Source organism: Agrobacterium sp. CG160-95 (assembly GCF_053521725.1).
Genome location: NZ_JBNWDU010000005.1, coordinates 28,876 through 44,416 on the forward strand (window position 1 = coordinate 28,876; position 15,541 = coordinate 44,416).

Genomic DNA, 15,541 nt, shown 5'->3' on the forward strand with positions numbered 1-15,541 from the left:
CGTATGGCGTATGTTTCCCTTCCGCGTCGTCTTGTGACGTTGTTGATGATTTCCACGGTCATGGTGTCGTGTTCGGCGGAGGGGCTTGTGCCGCCGGCCGAGGTTGACGGCACGACACGTGTCGGCGCCATCCGGTCGTCGCGGCAGCAAGGCTACAGCGCGCCGCCGGGTGCGGTCTATCAGGCCGAGCGGACCGGGCAGGCCACCAATTATCCCGCAGCCGTGTCGCAACCGATGCCGGAGCCTTATGCCTCGCAGGATCCCCTGCTGCAATCGCCACAGGGCGGCCAGGGCTATTCCACGCTGGATGGCCAGCATCAGGCGCGGATGGCCGCGAACGGCCAAAGCATGGCCTCCCCAGCCATGCCCAACCAGCAGGGCGCCGCAAATCAGATCGCCGAAGGCGAGGGCGGGGTGAACATGGATTCCATGCTGGGCGTGGAGCCGGTTCGCGGACTTGCGGAAGAGCAGGACGCCGATATTGCCGAAGGCGCTTCCGCCCAGCCGGTGGTGGACGGCATCGGCACCGACAATCCGGTTGCCGTTTCTCCCGCTCGCCGGCAACAAAGTGCGGGTCAGTCGCGGTTGATACCGCCACCGCCGCCGGGGTCTTCTTCCCGCCGCCAGCCGGTGGAGGAGGTCGCCATGCTGATGCCCAATGATCCGATGGCCCGCGACGGATTGCAAAGCAACCGCTCGGCTATGCCGCCCGGCGTCATGCCATCCTCGGAAGTGGCCTGTCGCTCCGAGCTGCGCCGTCTCGGCGTCGCCTTCCGCGATGTTGCGCGCATTGCAGATGGTCCGACCTGCGGTATCGACTATCCGATCGAACTCAGCGGGCTTGCCAGCGGCGTTGCCATCCGCCCGGCAGTGAAGCTCAATTGCCAGGTCACGCTTGCCTTCGCCAAATGGGTAAAGTTCGAACTCGTGCCGTCCTCCCGCTTCCGTTACCTCTCAGGCGTCGGGCGCATCACGCCCATGGGCGGTTATTCCTGCCGCAAGATGAATTCGCGCTCCAGCAATCCATGGTCCGAACATGCGCGCGGCAACGCCATCGATATCGGCACCATAACGCTGAACAACGGGAAGGAGATTGACGTTCGCAGCAAGAACTTCTTCGCCTTCCGGGAAAAGGCGCTGCTGAAGGCAGTGAGGTCCGATAGCTGCAAATATTTCTCAACGGTTCTCGGGCCGGGCAGCGATCCCAACCACTGGAACCATTTCCATTTCGACCTGCGCACCCGCAAGTCCGGTTACAGGCATTGCGACTAGGGGCGGCTAGACGACACGGTGGTGCATGACGATAGGCGTGAGGCATTAGTTGTGGTGCGTTACGTCGACCAGTAACTTCCCGTCCGTCCCGGAGCTACCCGGAATGACGGAGTGGGGGATGTGGCCACATTACAATTTGGGCCTGTTGGGTTTGGTGCTAGCCGCCCAAAAAAAGACCGGCCCTAAGGCCGGTTGAAGAAGACTGCCTAAATCGGGGGATATCGGCGTCTTTGCAAGGGCATGCAATGGGAAGAAATCCCATAAAACGGTCCATCCGGTGCGGATATCCGGCAAAAAACATCGCGCCGTACTGACCTGCGGCCAACATGGCTTGCCGCCCTTTTCTGATACGCTATGAGCGTCACATGTTTGTGACAACGGCCCCCGGGAGCCTGCTTTCATGCCCCCTGTTTCAGAGATACTGATCTTTGCTTCGGCGCTTGCGGCCGCGGGCGTGGTCGCTGGACTTCTGGCGGGGCTGTTCGGCATTGGCGGCGGTGCTGTGCTGGTGCCGGTGTTCTACCATGTGTTCGGGCTTCTGGATGTGCCGGAGGCGGTGCGCATGCATCTGTCGCTTGGCACTTCGCTTGCCATCATCGTGCCGACCTCCATTCGTTCCTTCCTGACGCATCGCCAGAAAGGTGCCGTTGATATCGATCTCCTGAAGGGCTGGATCGTCGCCGTGCCGCTCGGCACCATCCTCGCATCTGTGGTGGCTGCGCATGCCTCGAGCGTCGCCCTGCGGCTGATCTTCGCTTTCATTGCGCTTGCGCTCGCTTTCCGGATGATCTTCAACCGGGCGAGCTGGCATCTCGGTTCAGACCTGCCGAAAAACCCGGTCCGCTTTCTGGTCGGCACCGGCATCGGCCTTCTGTCTGGCCTGATGGGTGTGGGCGGCGGGGTGATGAACAATACTTTCATGACGCTTTACGGACGCACCATCCATCAGGCGGTTGCCACATCCTCCGGTGTCGGAGTGCTTATTTCGCTGCCGGGTCTCCTCGGCTATATCTGGGCCGGCTGGGGTGATGCAGGTCTGCCGCCTTTTTCCACCGGCTTCATCAACTGGATCGCCGTCGCGCTGCTGATCCCCATCACGCTTGTCGTCGCGCCCTATGGCGCGCGGCTGGCGCATGCACTCAGCAAGAAGCAGCTGGAGCGGGCCTTCGGGGTGTTTCTGGTCTTCGTCGCGGCCCAGTTTTTCTACAGCGTCTACAGCTGATTTTCCCTCCCCGCCGAATGCAGTGTTCAGGCCGTTGGGCTGGCAATTGCGGGTTGTACGGCCTATATGGCGTGCATCTTACTCGTTTTTTCGAAAGATTCGCGATGAATGCCATTGTTTCGATACGGAATCTGACCAAATCCTACTCAAATGGCTTTCAGGCGCTCAAAGGTGTCAGCCTCGATATCAGAGAGGGGGAAATCCTTGCTCTTCTCGGGCCTAACGGAGCCGGCAAGACGACGCTGATCTCTATCATCTGCGGGCTTGTCAATCCGGGTGAAGGCTCGGTTCTTGTTGGCGGATATGATGTGGTGAAGGATTTTCGCCAGACGCGTGCCCTGATCGGCCTTGTGCCACAGGAACTGACGACAGATCAGTTCGAGACCGTATGGAACACCGTGAGCTTCTCGCGCGGTCTGCATGGGCAGAAGAAGAACCCGGAACTGATCGAGCGCGTCCTGAAATCGCTGTCGCTCTGGGACAAGAAGGACAATATGCTGCGGGAGCTTTCCGGCGGCATGAAGCGACGCGTGCTGATCGCCAAGGCGCTTGCGCACGAACCGAAGGTCCTATTCCTCGACGAGCCGACGGCGGGTGTGGATGTTACCTTGCGCCGCGACATGTGGAATGTCGTTTCCGAGCTGCGCTCCAAGGGCGTCACAATCATTTTGACCACGCATTACATCGAGGAGGCGGAAGAGATCGCCGATCGGGTGGGCGTTATCAATGGCGGCCAATTGTTGCTGGTGGAAGAAAAGACCGCGCTGATGAAGAAGCTCGGCCGCAAGCAGCTTTTCCTTGAACTTTCGCAGCCGGTGGAGGCGTTGCCGGACAGTCTCTCATCCTTCGGCCTTTCGCTCTCGGATGACCGCAACACCATCACCTACGAGATCGAGGACAACGGCGAGCAGGGGCGCATTGCCGATCTGCTGACTGCGCTTTCCGGTGCCAACATCCATTTCAAGGATATTTCGACACGTCAAAGCTCTCTTGAGGATATTTTCGTCTCGCTGGTAGGAGACCAGAAATGAATTTCGAAGCCGTCAAGTCCATCTACCTGTTCGAAATGGCGCGCACCCGCCGCACCCTGTTGCAGAGTGTCGTGTCGCCGGTCATTTCCACCTCTCTATATTTCATCGTTTTCGGAACGGCGATCGGTTCAAGAATTCAGGAGGTTGGCGGGGTTTCCTATGGCGCGTTCATAACGCCCGGCCTGATCATGCTGACGCTTTTGACGCAATGCATCAGCAATGGCTCTTTCGGCATCTATTTTCCGAAATTCACCGGCACGGTCTACGAGATATTGTCCGCTCCGGTGGCGATGACTGAAATTGTTGCCGGTTATGTCGGGGCGGCGGCGACCAAGGGGCTGATGATCGGCACGATCATCCTGATAACGGCCTCCTTCTTCGTGGATATCACCATCGCCCATCCGTTCATGATGATCCTGTTCTTTGTGCTGACGGCGGTGAGCTTCAGCCTGTTCGGCTTCATCATCGGCATCTGGGCCACGAATTTCGAGCAGCTGAACCTCATCCCGATGCTGGTGGTGCCGCCTCTGACATTCCTTGGCGGCAGCTTCTACTCCATCGACATGCTGCCGCCCTTCTGGCAGACGGTCAGTCATTTCAACCCGGTGCTCTACCTCATCAGCGGTTTCCGCTGGAGCTTCTACGAGATCGCCGACGTCAATCCCGTCATCAGCCTGGCGATGATCACGCTGTTCCTCGCACTCTGCCTCGGTGTCGTCGGCTGGATGTTCAAGACCGGTTACCGGCTGCGCAACTGACCGGAAAGAGGTTTGCCGTGAATGTGATACGCCCGGTTTGCACCGGGCGTTTTCGTATTCGGATAGCGAGACGTTATTTTTGATCGCGAGCAGGAACTGTCTGCCCGGCAGGTTTTACCTGTCTCGCAATCTCAACTCATCGGTCTGCATCTGCATCGAACCAAGCGTCGACAGGAAGCTCATGCCGAGCAGGCTCTGGCCCAGTTGGCCATCCTGTGCAACGAGGGCGGGGATGTTGCTCCGCGCGATCGGGCCGATGCCGATCTCGGACAGGGTGACGGGCGCTGCCGCCGTGCGGCCGTTCGCGGTCATCACCGGCACGGTGTAGCGCAGTTTCGTGGTGTCGATGCCGATGGCGGCGGCATCGGCATTGGCCAGCACCACGGAGCTCGCGCCGGTATCGACCAGCATGTGGATCGTTTTGCCTTCAATACTGACATTCGCCTCGAAGTGGCCGCTCATCGATTTGTGCAGTATGATCTCCTGTTCGCCGCCAGCGGTCGTCACCACCACCGCGCGGCCGGGCATCAGGCCACCCAGCAGCCGGTCGGCGAAGGATTGCAGGTCGTAGCGATAGAGATAGACGGATACGAGGCCGAGGATAATCACGAGCCAGATGGCGAGTTGCCGGACAACGCTTGCGAAGCTGCCGCGGCTTCCCGCCAGAATGCCGACGGATAGCAATCCCGCAATCGGCAGGAGATAGACGATCTGCCCGAATTTCTCGTTGTCGATGCCGAAGGTGCGGCCGCTGTCGTGATTGACGAGAAGCAGGCCGAGACCCACGGCCAGCAAGAGGAGAACGAAAGTCAGCCTGTTCATGCGGTGTGCGTCTCCCTGGAGGTGTCCTTGCCTGTTTTTGCCAGTCTTTCGGGAAGCGCCTGCATGATCATGCGGCGCTTTTCGTCGCTATAGGTCGCCCAGCCGCCGATCTCGTCCAGCGTGCGTCCGCAACCGATACAGAGGCTGTTCGTGGCGTCGAGGGAGCAGATATGAATGCAGGGTGTTTCCATGGGGATCTATATCAGTCTGTCACGTCGCAAGGGCAAGAGCGACGAGAGTAACGATCTCCGTGATCTGCTGGCTGGCGCCGATTGTGTCGCCGGTGTGGCCGCCGATCTTGCTGACACAGAGCCTGCCGAACAGCACCGTCGCGAGGCAGGCAGCCGCCAGAACGACTACGATCGACACAAAGGGCAGGGCATGCAGCGTGAAAAGCACGAGCAGCAGCAACCCTGTTGCGAGCGCGATGTTGCGCTCGCTTTCCCCGGGTTGGCCGGCGCCGGCGGCGATGCCGGAGGTTTTGGCGGCGGGCAGTGACTGCCAGTGCCATACCATCAGGGCGCGGCTTACCACCAGCGCGGCAATCAGGCAGGCGGCGGCGGTCTTGGCAGGCAGGGTTTCTATAAGCGTTGCGAGTGCCGTGGCGCGCAGTGCGAAGGACAGGACCATGGCGATCGTGCCATAGCTGCCGATGCGACTGTCCTTCATGATCTCAAGCGTTCTCGGCTTGTCCTTGCCGCTGCCGAAGCCATCGGCCATATCCGCCAAGCCGTCTTCGTGCAACGCACCTGTTATGAGCGCGGTGACGGCGATGGCAAGCCAGCCGGTGAGCTGCGGTGAGGCGTCGAACTTCGCTAATGCCACCACGAGGACAGCAGCGGGCAGGGCGATCAGGAGGCCTGCGGCGGGAAAAGCGCGTGCTGTCCGGCGCATCGATGGACCGTCACCTTCACCGAAGAAGCGCGATGGGACCGGCAGGCGGCTGAGAAAGGCAACGGAATGCATGACATCTGTTATAAAATCCCCGGCCTTCATGCTCTCTCCGCTGCTGTGCTTGCATTTCCGGTTGTTCCGCGGCGCGTCCGCGATTATGAGAGGCGCAACAAAGACCGATTTGCCGGAAAACACAAGTTTCCGCCAACCCGACGACGAGAAAGACAGATACCATGAGCATGAGCGGATTGCCCTTCGACGATTTCCGCGCGCTGCTGCGCGAGCTTCCCGGCCCGGATACGCATGCGCTGGTCGCGGCCAAGGAGCGCAATGCGCAACTGACGAAACCGGCCGGTTCGCTCGGTCGGCTGGAAGAAATCGCCATGTGGCTTGCCGCATGGTCGGGCCGCTCGCCCGCCGTCACCCGTCCGCTGGTGGCGATTTTCGCCGGTAATCATGGCGTCACCCGGCACGCCATCACGCCCTATCCGACATCCGTGACGCAGCAGATGGTGGAGAATTTTGCGGCAGGCGGTGCGGCGATCAACCAGATTTGCGTCACCAACGATCTCGGTCTGAAGATTTTCGATCTGGCACTTGACTACCCGACCGGCGACATCACCTGCGAGCCTGCCCTTTCCGAGCGCGATTGCGCCGCCACCATGGCCTTCGGCATGGAGGCGATTGCTGGCGGTACCGACCTTCTCTGCGTTGGCGAAATGGGCATCGGCAACACCACCATCGCAGCCGCGATCAACCTGGCGCTCTATGGCGGCACGGCGGAAGAGTGGACCGGTCCCGGTACCGGCTCTGAAGGCGAGGTCATGGCCCGCAAGATCGCGGCGGTGAAGGCTGCCGTCGAGTTCCACAAGGACCATCTGTCCGATCCGCTCGAAATCATGCGCCGTCTCGGTGGCCGTGAGATTGCGGCGATTGCCGGCGCGATCCTTGCCGCGCGCGTGCAGCGCATTCCTGTGCTGATCGACGGTTATGTGGCGACTGCCGCTGCCGCGCTGTTGAAGGCTGCCAATCCTTCGGCGCTCGACCATTGCCTGATCGGCCATGTCTCCGGTGAACCGGGCCACCTGGCTGCCGTCGAGAAACTTGGCAAGACGCCGCTTCTGGCGCTGGGCATGCGGCTTGGCGAGGGCACGGGTGCCGCTTTGGCCGCCGGCATCGTCAAGGCTGCCGCCGCCTGCCATTCCGGCATGGCGACTTTCGAAGCTGCCGGTGTCGATACTGGTACCCATTCCCACACTGAGCATTGAGGCCGAAGATGGACGCAACGCCGCAGAAGAAGCAACCGGAACCTGCCTTTCGCAAGGAAAAGGGATGGCGGCATCTTTTTGCTGCTGCCCGCTATTCCTTGCAGGGGCTTGGACGGCTGTGGCAGGAAGCGGCGTTCCGGCACGAGGTTCTCGCCTTCGGCGTCGGCCTTGCCCTGCTTCTGGTCGCCCGCGCGCCGTTTGCGCATCTTCTCGTCTTTACGGTGCTGATGCTGCTTTTGTTCGCGGTCGAGGCGCTCAATACCGCGATTGAGGAGTTGGTGGATCGCATCTCGCCGGAAATTTCTTCCGTCGGGCGGCACGCCAAGGATCTCGGTTCCTTCGCCGTCTTCTGCCTTTTGACGGCAAACGGATTTTTCGTGCTTTATTCGCTGGTGACGACGCTGTTCTTCTGAACGGCAGATTTGACGCTTAGGCGAAGGACCGGCGGCGTGGCTGGATGGCGTGGGTTTCCTCCACGGCTGGCAGGCTTTGCAGCACGCGTTTTGCCGGCAGAATGGCGATGCCTTCGGTGCCTTCGCGCAATTTCGATTTCAGGATGAACTGGCCGTCATGCTTGGCAAGGATGGCCTGAACGATGGGCAGGCCGAGCCCGGTTCCCTGTTCGGCGCTCTTGATCGCGATCGATCCCTGACCGAAGGCCGACAGCACCACGGGGATCTCTTCCTCTGGAATGCCGGGGCCGTTGTCCTTGATCGACACATATTGCCCGCCACCCGCCGTCCAGCCTGCCTTCACGAGGATTTCACCGCCCTGCGGGGTGAATTTGACGGCGTTGGAGAGCAGGTTGAGGATGACCTGGCGGATCGATTTTTCATCCGCCCAGACCTGCGGCAGGCTGCTCTCGAACTGCTGCGAAATCCTGATGGTCTTGGCGCGGGCGCGAAGCTGGATCATGCCGATGCAATCTTCGGCGATCTCAAGCATCGAGACCGCTTCTTCGTTGAGGTCGTAGCGGCCGGCCTCGATACGCGACAGGTCGAGGATTTCGTTGATGAGGTCGAGCAGATGCTGGCCGGAACGGTGGATGTCGCCGGAATATTCCTTATAGAGCGGATTGTTGAGCGGACCGAGTACCTCTGCGGACATGACTTCGGAGAAGCCGAGAATGGCGTTGAGCGGGGTTCGCAGCTCGTGCGACATGGAGGCGAGAAAGCGCGATTTCGCCAGGTTGGCCTCTTCCGCACGCCGCCGCGCCTCATCCGACATCGAGTTGGCGACTTCGAGTTCGGCGATCAGATCATCTTTTTCAGTCTGCGACGACAGCAGCTTGATGCTGGTCTGGTAAAGCCTGCTGGTGATGCGATGACAGAAAAGAATCGCCATGCCGAACATCAGGGCGAGGCCAACATCGAAGGGATCGCGGGAGACGACGGAGGTGACGCACAGCGCCGCCAGCACCGGCAGGAAGGTCATGAAGGTGGCCCGCCGCAGCATGAAATTGGCCATGGCGGTAAGCGAAAGCGCGATCAGCAGCGTCGCGCCCTTGAAGAAAAGAACGAGTGTCGGGTTGTTGCGCACCGGTTCGGCCAAGGCGAACATTGCCCAGGCGCAACCGATGAGTATCTGCATGGCAAGGAAGAGATTGCGCCACTTCGGCAGATTTTCGGCCGTGATCCCCTGTTTGGCGGCTCTTTTGGCCAGCACCAGAGACATGGCATGGAAACTCAGCGCAATGAGCGACCAGATGATCAGCCCTATGTCACCCGTGATATACAAACCGATGATAGAGGCGAATACGATGAAAAGCGGCATGACCATCGCGCCCTGAAGGGCTTCTGCGATGTGCATCGTCAGCATTTCACGTTCATAGGCTTCGCTGCCGCCAGCGCCTTGCTGCAAGCGTTCACGCGTCGTCTTCACCGTGTCGAAAACAGCCTTGTTACGGTGCTTTCGTGAACGGTCGACGATGATCTTATCGGTGGACGTGCTGACGCTTTTACTCATTGTTACAACGCAGGTGACATGAACCCTTTGCAGGCTACGCACAAAATCTTAAGAAGATGCTGCCGTGAAAGGATTTGTTTGCCATTTCTGACAAGGGTTTGTTGTGACATGAGACGAAATGGAGGCAGGCGCGGCTTTTTCTCGATTTTTCGCGACGGCGGGCTTTTCCTTGCCACCGTTTTTCTCGGCATTCTGATTGCCGCCAAGCTCGATCAGATCAATAGCGAGACCCATACCGGCCGTTTCTTTGTGATCGATGGCGATACGCTTTCAAAGGGCGAGGACCGGTTCCGGCTGCTCGGCATCGATGCGCCGGAGCTTTCGCAGACGTGCCGGCGCGGCAGCGAAACCTGGCCATGCGGCGCGGAGGCGCGCCGCGTTCTGCAACAGATGATCGAAGGCACGACCTTTTCCTGTTCCGGCAGTTCCAAGGACCGTTACGGACGGCTGCTGGTCTATTGCTCGGCGGGAGACCGGGATGTGTCCTCGGAAATGGTGGCGTCGGGTTTTGCCATCGCTTCAGGTTATTTCCAGTTCTCCGGCGAACAGGCGCTGGCGCGCAAGGAAGCTCGCGGCATATGGGCCGGAGAATTCGAAAAACCGGCGGAGTGGCGGCGCGAACATCGCGCAGCGGATTTGCAAACGCCCGCAGCGGGTTTCCTCACCATCATCCGTCATCTTCTGGGATGGAATCATGGCTGAGGCGGATCGAGCGCTGCCGATGAATGACGACGGGTTGGACGGGCTGAGGGGCGCGATTGCCCTCTGTCGCATCTGTCGCGACACCCCAACCTACGGACGCCTGCCGCACGAACCCCGACCGGTCGTGGTGATGTCGACCAAGGCGCGTATCCTGATTGCAGGGCAGGCGCCCGGGCTTCGCGTGCATGAAACGGGTGTGCCTTTCAACGATGCCTCCGGCGACAGGCTGCGCCAGTGGCTGAATGTTGATCGTGAGACATTCTACGATCCGGACCGCTTCGCTATTGTGCCCATGGGGTTCTGTTTCCCCGGCTATGACGACAAGGGCAGTGACCTGCCGCCTCGACGCGAATGTGCGCTGCAGTGGCGGGAGAAGGTGCTGGCGGCGATGCCGCAGGTAGAGTTGGTCCTTGCCATCGGTCAATATGCCCAGGCCTTTCATCTCGGCGAAAGACGGCGGAAAACCATGACCTCGACCGTGTACGACTGGCGCAGCTATTTTCATTCAAATTCGGGACCGGCCATTTTGCCGCTGCCGCATCCAAGCTGGCGCAACACCGGCTGGCTGAAGAAGAATCCGTGGTTTACCGAGGAGCTGCTTCCTGTTCTGCGAGAACATGTGGAAATGCGACTTTAGTGAAACAATTTTCTGTTTTTCTCTAAAAATTAGTGTATTGAAAGGAAATTAATTCAGGAGGGTAGACGCATTGGATCGCCTAGACCGTAAGATTTTGCGCATTCTGCAAGAGGATTCCACGCTGGCTGTCGCTGATCTGGCGAAAAAGGTCGGCCTTTCCACGACGCCCTGTTGGCGGCGTATCCAGAAGATGGAAGAGGACGGTGTCATCCGCCGGCGCGTTGCGCTGCTGGATCCGGTCAAGGTCAACACCAAGGTCACCGTTTTCGTCTCCATCCGCACTGCCTCCCATTCCATCGAATGGCTGAAGCGGTTTTCCGAGGTGGTGTCCGAGTTCCCCGAAGTCGTCGAGTTTTACCGCATGAGCGGCGATGTCGATTATCTGCTGCGCGTTGTCGTGCCTGACATCGCGGCTTATGACGCCTTCTACAAGCGGATGATCGCCAAGATCGAAATTCGTGACGTGTCGTCTGCCTTTGCGATGGAACAGATCAAATATACGACGGAACTGCCGCTCGATTACATGTTGCTGGATAATCCCAAATCCGGCGAGGAATGATCCCGGCTGATCAGGCTTTTTGAACAATGCCCTTTCCGGCTGCCGGGGAGGGCATTTTTCGTTGCGCAGTTTGCTTTTCCGCAAGCACTCAAGTCGGCCATCCGGCGGTTGTCCGGGGAATGCACACTCCTGGCGTGCCGAGGCGGCCAGGCAATCTTATTCCGCCTGCGACGGCAAATTAGCACATTCAATTCTCTTTGCACTCGCGCCGCGCAAAGTGGGATTTTGATAAAATCACTCGAATATCTACGCTTTGTATATCTGATGATGGCAAAAGCGAAGGATATCCACATGCTCACACGACGCGGAACATTGGGACTGATTGCGGGTGCAACGGGGGCGGCGTTCCTGCCGCATATCCGGCGGGCTGGAGCCGCGACCACCACGTTACGGATCGGCTGGCAGAAGAATGGCGTGATCGCGTTGGCAAAGAGCCAGGGCGCGCTTGAAGCGCTGTTGAAGGATCGTGGCATTGAGGTCAAATGGTCGGAGTTCTCCTCCGGGCCGCCGCTTCTTGAAGCGTTGGGCGCAGGTGCGCTGGATATCGGACCGACGGGCGATGTGCCGCCACTTTTCGCGCAGGCTGCCGGTGGCAATCTGCGCTATGTGGGAACTTACAAGGGCGCTGCCGGCGGATCGGCAATCCTTGTGCAGAAGGATTCGCCGCTGAAGACGCTGGCCGACCTCAAGGGCAAGAAGGTGGCGTTCAAGCGCGGCTCCAGCGCCCATAACGTCACTGTCAAAGCATTGCGAAAGGCCGGTCTGACGCTGAACGACATAACATCCATCGACCTTGCCCCGCCGGATGCGGCGGCCGCTTTCCGAAGCGGCAGCATCGATGCCTGGTCGATCTGGGATCCTTATTTTGCCGTGGCGGAAAAGGAGCCGACGACACGGGTTCTCACGACTGCCGAAGGTATTGTCGATCCCTGGAGCTATTTCCTTGCCAATGGCGACTTCGTGGAAGGCAATCCCGACCTCGTGCCGCTGATCCTTAAGGAACTCGCAAGCGTCGGCGCAAAGGCTCAGGCCAATATCGATGAGACTGCAAAATTGCTGGCGGCGATAACCGGCGTCCCGCAGGATGTCACCAAGGTGTCGCTGACGCGTCCGGGAGCGGATCTGGGGCGTGTCTCGCTGGTTTCGGATGAGGCCATCAGCTATCAGCAGGCGCTGGCCGACGAGTTCTACGATCTGAAAATCGTGCCGAAGAAACTCAAGGTTACCGATATCGTCTGGCGTCCGAAAGCGAGTTGAGCCGGACGAAAGCTGAGTCTCTTCAATCGTCTGGCTGTTGTTGCTGAGAGATTGATTCAGGCAAGCGCTCCATTTCAGGAGCGCTTGCCTCTGCCTCAGCCCTTGAGCCTGGCAATCACCAGATGGCCGGGTGTGGGGTTGCCGTCCTGCATGCGCACGTTAATATCGGTGACTTCGACTATGTCGAAACCGGTCGCTGCCAGTCTTTCCCGAACATAGGTTTCCGCGTGGGCGAAACGCTGGTGCGGGCCGACCATATAGGGGCGTCCGGCCATGGTTGCCTCGGGCAGCGTTTCCGACGAGAAGATCAGCAGGCCACCAGGGACGAGGTTTTCAGCGGCGCCGAAAAACAGCGGTTCCAGCGCGCCGAGATAGGGCAGCACATCGGTTGCGGTGATGATGTCGAAGGGCTCGTCGTCATTGTCTTCGAGAAAGTCCTCGGCTTCGGCGACATAGAGCGTCTCGTAGAGGTCCTTCTCGTGGGCGATCTCGACCATGTTTTCGGAAATGTCGATGCCGGTGATGTCATCAGCCATGTCGCGCAGCGCTTCGCCGGTGAGGCCGGTGCCGCAGCCGAGATCGAGCAGGCGCTTGAAGGGGCCGAGATCGAGCGTTTGCAGGCGCTGGCGCACCATCATCGGCACTGCATAACCGAGCTGTTCGACAAGAATATCCTCGAAGGCTTCGGCGTGCTGGTCGAACAGGGTTTCGACATAGGCGTCGGGCGCTTTGGAAGGCGGTTCGCCGCGGCCCATGGCGGCGATGCGAACGGCTGCGCCGCCGTGATCGTCCGGGTCGATGGCCAGAACCTCTTCATAGGCCTTCACCGCCGCGTCAACATCGCCGGCTTTTTCAAGCGCGAGCGCGCGGTTATAGGCTTCGGCAAGCGCCTCTTCGTCAATTTTCTGGTTCTTCGTCATCGTGCGGTATCCGTCAGCATCTTCAGTTGAAGTCTGCTGTAAGCCGCAAGACGGACGGGCGCAATGCTTATGTGGCGATGGGCCTCAGTGGAGAATGAACTCTCCTTTCAGTGCGCGCCATTCCTGCGCCGAGATCACCTGCCGGTGCACATAGCGGACCGAGTGCAACGGACCGTCTAGCTTTTCCTGCCAGAATTTGAGGAAACCGTGCATTTCGGGGAAATCCGGGGCGAGATCATAGTCCTGCCAGACATAGGTCTGGAGAACCAGCGGATGGTCCGGCATGCGATAAAAAATCTGGGCGGTGGTGAGGCCGTAGCCCCTCAGCATCATTTCCATTTCCTTGTTCATGTCGGCTGTTCCCGTTCTCATGATTGCCGATCACAGCGTTGTCGCTGTATCTGATATGGGAACACGACAGGGTTAACCCAACCTTGCCAAAGATCTGGGTTGTCACAAAATAGTTATATTTTTCAGAATGTTGGCAGTCTTCTCTGTTGAGTGCTGCCAACCGTGCCCCTAGCGCTTGAGATGGCGCGTCAGGCGGGCTTCGAGCCATGCCCAGACATGCCGGAGCGTCTCGACGATCGTCAGGTAGAAGATCGCCGCCCAGAGATAGGCCTGATAATCGAATGTGCGGGAGAAGGCGTAGCGCGTCTGTCCCATCAGGTCGAAGACCGTGACGATGGAGACCACTGCCGAACCTTTGATCATCAGGATGATCTCGTTGCCGTAGGGGCGCAGAGCCACGATGAGGGCCTGCGGCAGAATGACCTTGCGGAAGGTGATGAATTTCGACAGGCCGAGCGAGGCGGCACCTTCAATCTGGCCGCGTGGCACGCTTCGGATCGCGCCCCTCAGAATTTCGGCCTGATAGGCGGCGGTGTTGAGGGTGAGCGACAAGAGGCCGCAATACCAGGCCTCGCGGAAGAACCACCACAGGCCAACGGTTTCCAGCCCCTGACGGAAACTGCCGAGGCCGTAATAGATCAGGAAAAGCTGCGCCAGCAGCGGGGTGCTGCGAAAGACGTAGACATAGGCATAGGCCAGCGCGCTGATGACGCGATTTTCCGACATGCGGGCGAAGGCGATCGGCACCGAGAGAAGTGCGCCGAGGATGATCGAACTGCCAACCAGCGTAACGGTGGTGATGAGGCCATCGATATAACGCGGCCCGTAACGTTCGAATTTCGCCCAGTCCCAGCCTTCGATCATCGCAAAAATCAGCCCGGCGGCCAGCAGCAGCCAGAGCGTTATGACGCCGATGCCGACGACGCGCGATATGTTGAGGGGCTTGTCTGTGGCGACCGGCGCGGGGCGCGGCGGGATGAGTTCCTGAACATGGCTCATCGGCTTGCCTCCGACTTGCGCGACCAGCGATCGATGAAGCCGATGCCGATGGAGGAGAGCAGAGCGAGGATGAGGTAGAGCAGGCAGGCGATGCCGTAGAAGAAGAAGGCTTCCTTGCTGACGCGGGCAGCGATGCCGGTCTGGCGCACGATATCGGCAAGGCCGATGATCGAGACGTAAGAGGTATCCTTGAGCAGGATGACCCAAAGGTTGGTCATGCCGGGCAGGGCGATCCTGACCAGCTGCGGGATGATGACAAGCACCATGGTGTGGCCGCGCGAGAGGCCGAGTGCATGTCCAGCCTCATATTGGCCCTTTGGGATGGCCTTGAAGGCGGATAGCAACACTTCCGAGGAATAGGACGAAAACACCACTGACAGCGCGACCATGCCCGCCACGAAGGCGTTGATCTCTACCGGGCCGGTTATCCCGACATAACCGGCGGCCGATTGCAGCAGCATCTGTATGCCGTAATAGACGATGAACAGGGTTAGGAGTTCCGGCAGGCCGCGGAAGATGGTGGTATAGACACCGGCCGCCAGTCGCAGCGATTTTTCCTCCGATTGCGCGGCGAGCGCAATGAGGAAACCGATCACAAGCCCGACGGGCAGGGTGGCGAGCGCCAGCGAGATCGTGACCTTGACGCCGAAGGCGATTTCGTCGCCCCAGCCGGCATCGCCACAGGTGACGAGGGTGCCGTTTCCGAAAAGCGTGAAGAGACCGACCGGCCCACAGAAAGGGTCGAGAAGTGTCGAGACATAGGTCCAGAACGCACCTATGGCGGAAAATGCTCCGCTCATGCCAGTTTTCCCCCGCGGTCTTAAGCCGCCGTGATTGTTATGGTTACGTTTTCAAACAAAAATGGCGGAAGGGCAAGCCTTCCG

The 15,541-nt window shown here is 59.6% G+C and carries 18 protein-coding genes; 10 read left to right on the top strand and 8 right to left on the bottom strand.

The window, feature by feature from the left end; all coding sequences use genetic code 11:
* The first annotated feature begins 3 nt into the window (after positions 1–3).
* The 4 genes from ACQZ63_RS17400 (at position 4) to ACQZ63_RS17415 (ending at position 4,283) form a co-directional block, all read left to right on the top strand.
* Positions 4–1,272, top strand: a complete 1,269-nt coding sequence (locus tag ACQZ63_RS17400) for an extensin-like domain-containing protein (RefSeq protein WP_025593934.1) — start codon at positions 4–6, stop codon at positions 1,270–1,272.
* Positions 1,273–1,672: 400 nt separating this feature from the next.
* Positions 1,673–2,494 (top strand): sulfite exporter TauE/SafE family protein, encoded by an 822-nt coding sequence (locus ACQZ63_RS17405; protein ID WP_013636424.1) that lies wholly within the window; start codon positions 1,673–1,675, stop codon positions 2,492–2,494.
* Positions 2,495–2,598: 104 nt separating this feature from the next.
* A complete protein-coding gene (locus tag ACQZ63_RS17410) occupies positions 2,599–3,525 on the top strand; it encodes an ABC transporter ATP-binding protein (protein ID WP_019567066.1) in 927 nt (308 codons plus the stop codon).
* On the top strand, positions 3,522–4,283 hold the full coding sequence (locus tag ACQZ63_RS17415; protein ID WP_003516094.1) for an ABC transporter permease: 762 nt from the start codon (positions 3,522–3,524) through the stop codon (positions 4,281–4,283). The genes ACQZ63_RS17410 and ACQZ63_RS17415 overlap by 4 nt, the downstream gene beginning before the upstream one ends.
* A gap of 114 nt (positions 4,284–4,397) precedes the next feature.
* On the opposite strand, the gene ACQZ63_RS17420 is transcribed toward ACQZ63_RS17415, so the two are convergent.
* Genes ACQZ63_RS17420 through ACQZ63_RS17430 form a run of 3 tightly spaced genes read right to left on the bottom strand, consistent with a single transcriptional unit; the run spans position 4,398 to position 6,101 of the window.
* Positions 4,398–5,105, bottom strand: coding sequence for a TIGR02281 family clan AA aspartic protease (locus ACQZ63_RS17420; protein WP_003516092.1), 708 nt, complete (start codon positions 5,103–5,105; stop codon positions 4,398–4,400).
* Positions 5,102–5,296: a DUF1289 domain-containing protein gene (locus ACQZ63_RS17425; RefSeq protein WP_038491422.1), complete on the bottom strand. Its 195-nt coding sequence runs from the start codon at positions 5,294–5,296 to the stop codon at positions 5,102–5,104. Before ACQZ63_RS17425 ends, ACQZ63_RS17420 begins: the two co-directional genes overlap by 4 nt.
* Before the next feature lie 19 nt (positions 5,297–5,315).
* Complete coding sequence (locus ACQZ63_RS17430; RefSeq protein ID WP_113555987.1) at positions 5,316–6,101, bottom strand: adenosylcobinamide-GDP ribazoletransferase; 786 nt, start codon at positions 6,099–6,101, stop codon at positions 5,316–5,318.
* A 131-nt stretch (positions 6,102–6,232) separates the two neighbouring features.
* Between ACQZ63_RS17430 and cobT the strand changes: the two genes are divergently transcribed.
* Both cobT and ACQZ63_RS17440 read left to right on the top strand, forming a co-directional pair.
* Positions 6,233–7,267 carry a nicotinate-nucleotide--dimethylbenzimidazole phosphoribosyltransferase gene (cobT, locus tag ACQZ63_RS17435; protein ID WP_113555731.1) on the top strand — a complete coding sequence of 345 codons (1,035 nt, stop codon included), beginning with the start codon at positions 6,233–6,235 and terminating at the stop codon, positions 7,265–7,267.
* An 8-nt stretch (positions 7,268–7,275) separates the two neighbouring features.
* Complete coding sequence (locus tag ACQZ63_RS17440) at positions 7,276–7,680, top strand: diacylglycerol kinase (protein WP_003516084.1); 405 nt, start codon at positions 7,276–7,278, stop codon at positions 7,678–7,680.
* Between the two features lie 16 nt (positions 7,681–7,696).
* On the opposite strand, the gene pdhS2 is transcribed toward ACQZ63_RS17440, so the two are convergent.
* Positions 7,697–9,232, bottom strand: coding sequence for a two-component system sensor histidine kinase PdhS2 (gene pdhS2, locus ACQZ63_RS17445; RefSeq protein ID WP_065687226.1), 1,536 nt, complete (start codon positions 9,230–9,232; stop codon positions 7,697–7,699).
* Positions 9,233–9,340: 108 nt separating this feature from the next.
* Between pdhS2 and ACQZ63_RS17450 the strand changes: the two genes are divergently transcribed.
* The 4 genes from ACQZ63_RS17450 to ACQZ63_RS17465 all read left to right on the top strand — a co-directional run bounded on the left by ACQZ63_RS17450 (position 9,341) and on the right by ACQZ63_RS17465 (position 12,387).
* Positions 9,341–9,934 carry a thermonuclease family protein gene (locus tag ACQZ63_RS17450; protein ID WP_111782415.1) on the top strand — a complete coding sequence of 198 codons (594 nt, stop codon included), beginning with the start codon at positions 9,341–9,343 and terminating at the stop codon, positions 9,932–9,934.
* Positions 9,927–10,571, top strand: a complete 645-nt coding sequence (locus ACQZ63_RS17455; protein WP_162686649.1) for a uracil-DNA glycosylase family protein — start codon at positions 9,927–9,929, stop codon at positions 10,569–10,571. Before ACQZ63_RS17450 ends, ACQZ63_RS17455 begins: the two co-directional genes overlap by 8 nt.
* A 70-nt stretch (positions 10,572–10,641) precedes the next feature.
* A complete protein-coding gene (locus ACQZ63_RS17460) occupies positions 10,642–11,130 on the top strand; it encodes an Lrp/AsnC family transcriptional regulator (protein ID WP_003507846.1) in 489 nt (162 codons plus the stop codon).
* A gap of 291 nt (positions 11,131–11,421) precedes the next feature.
* Entirely contained in the window at positions 11,422–12,387 is a 966-nt protein-coding gene (locus ACQZ63_RS17465; protein WP_111782481.1) for an aliphatic sulfonate ABC transporter substrate-binding protein, read from the top strand.
* Positions 12,388–12,482: 95 nt separating this feature from the next.
* Here the strand turns inward: ACQZ63_RS17465 and ACQZ63_RS17470 are convergent, their stop codons facing one another.
* The 4 genes from ACQZ63_RS17470 to ACQZ63_RS17485 all read right to left on the bottom strand — a co-directional run bounded on the left by ACQZ63_RS17470 (position 12,483) and on the right by ACQZ63_RS17485 (position 15,457).
* Positions 12,483–13,307, bottom strand: a complete 825-nt coding sequence (locus ACQZ63_RS17470) for a class I SAM-dependent DNA methyltransferase (protein ID WP_025593927.1) — start codon at positions 13,305–13,307, stop codon at positions 12,483–12,485.
* A gap of 84 nt (positions 13,308–13,391) precedes the next feature.
* Positions 13,392–13,658: an usg protein gene (locus tag ACQZ63_RS17475; protein WP_003516070.1), complete on the bottom strand. Its 267-nt coding sequence runs from the start codon at positions 13,656–13,658 to the stop codon at positions 13,392–13,394.
* A gap of 168 nt (positions 13,659–13,826) precedes the next feature.
* Positions 13,827–14,657, bottom strand: coding sequence for an ABC transporter permease (locus tag ACQZ63_RS17480; protein ID WP_111782416.1), 831 nt, complete (start codon positions 14,655–14,657; stop codon positions 13,827–13,829).
* The gene (locus ACQZ63_RS17485; RefSeq protein WP_003516067.1) at positions 14,654–15,457 is read right to left on the bottom strand and encodes an ABC transporter permease; all 804 of its coding nucleotides are present in this window, start codon (positions 15,455–15,457) and stop codon (positions 14,654–14,656) included. Before ACQZ63_RS17485 ends, ACQZ63_RS17480 begins: the two co-directional genes overlap by 4 nt.
* Between the last annotated feature and the right edge of the window lie 84 nt (positions 15,458–15,541).

Excerpts from the sequence above, each read along its gene's own strand:
- ACQZ63_RS17465 (WP_111782481.1), top strand. The coding sequence starts at position 11,422 with ATGCTCACACGACGCGGAACATTGGGACTGATTGCGGGTGCAACGGGG.
- ACQZ63_RS17470 (WP_025593927.1), bottom strand. The coding sequence starts at position 13,307 with ATGACGAAGAACCAGAAAATTGACGAAGAGGCGCTTGCCGAAGCCTAT.
- ACQZ63_RS17410 (WP_019567066.1), top strand. The coding sequence starts at position 2,599 with ATGAATGCCATTGTTTCGATACGGAATCTGACCAAATCCTACTCAAAT.
- ACQZ63_RS17415 (WP_003516094.1), top strand. The coding sequence starts at position 3,522 with ATGAATTTCGAAGCCGTCAAGTCCATCTACCTGTTCGAAATGGCGCGC.
- pdhS2 (WP_065687226.1), bottom strand. The coding sequence starts at position 9,232 with ATGAGTAAAAGCGTCAGCACGTCCACCGATAAGATCATCGTCGACCGT.
- ACQZ63_RS17405 (WP_013636424.1), top strand. The coding sequence starts at position 1,673 with ATGCCCCCTGTTTCAGAGATACTGATCTTTGCTTCGGCGCTTGCGGCC.
- ACQZ63_RS17400 (WP_025593934.1), top strand. The coding sequence starts at position 4 with ATGGCGTATGTTTCCCTTCCGCGTCGTCTTGTGACGTTGTTGATGATT.
- ACQZ63_RS17420 (WP_003516092.1), bottom strand. The coding sequence starts at position 5,105 with ATGAACAGGCTGACTTTCGTTCTCCTCTTGCTGGCCGTGGGTCTCGGC.
- ACQZ63_RS17440 (WP_003516084.1), top strand. The coding sequence starts at position 7,276 with ATGGACGCAACGCCGCAGAAGAAGCAACCGGAACCTGCCTTTCGCAAG.
- ACQZ63_RS17450 (WP_111782415.1), top strand. The coding sequence starts at position 9,341 with ATGAGACGAAATGGAGGCAGGCGCGGCTTTTTCTCGATTTTTCGCGAC.
- ACQZ63_RS17425 (WP_038491422.1), bottom strand. The coding sequence starts at position 5,296 with ATGGAAACACCCTGCATTCATATCTGCTCCCTCGACGCCACGAACAGC.
- cobT (WP_113555731.1), top strand. The coding sequence starts at position 6,233 with ATGAGCATGAGCGGATTGCCCTTCGACGATTTCCGCGCGCTGCTGCGC.
- ACQZ63_RS17475 (WP_003516070.1), bottom strand. The coding sequence starts at position 13,658 with ATGAACAAGGAAATGGAAATGATGCTGAGGGGCTACGGCCTCACCACC.
- ACQZ63_RS17480 (WP_111782416.1), bottom strand. The coding sequence starts at position 14,657 with ATGAGCCATGTTCAGGAACTCATCCCGCCGCGCCCCGCGCCGGTCGCC.
- ACQZ63_RS17455 (WP_162686649.1), top strand. The coding sequence starts at position 9,927 with ATGGCTGAGGCGGATCGAGCGCTGCCGATGAATGACGACGGGTTGGAC.
- ACQZ63_RS17430 (WP_113555987.1), bottom strand. The coding sequence starts at position 6,101 with ATGAAGGCCGGGGATTTTATAACAGATGTCATGCATTCCGTTGCCTTT.
- ACQZ63_RS17485 (WP_003516067.1), bottom strand. The coding sequence starts at position 15,457 with ATGAGCGGAGCATTTTCCGCCATAGGTGCGTTCTGGACCTATGTCTCG.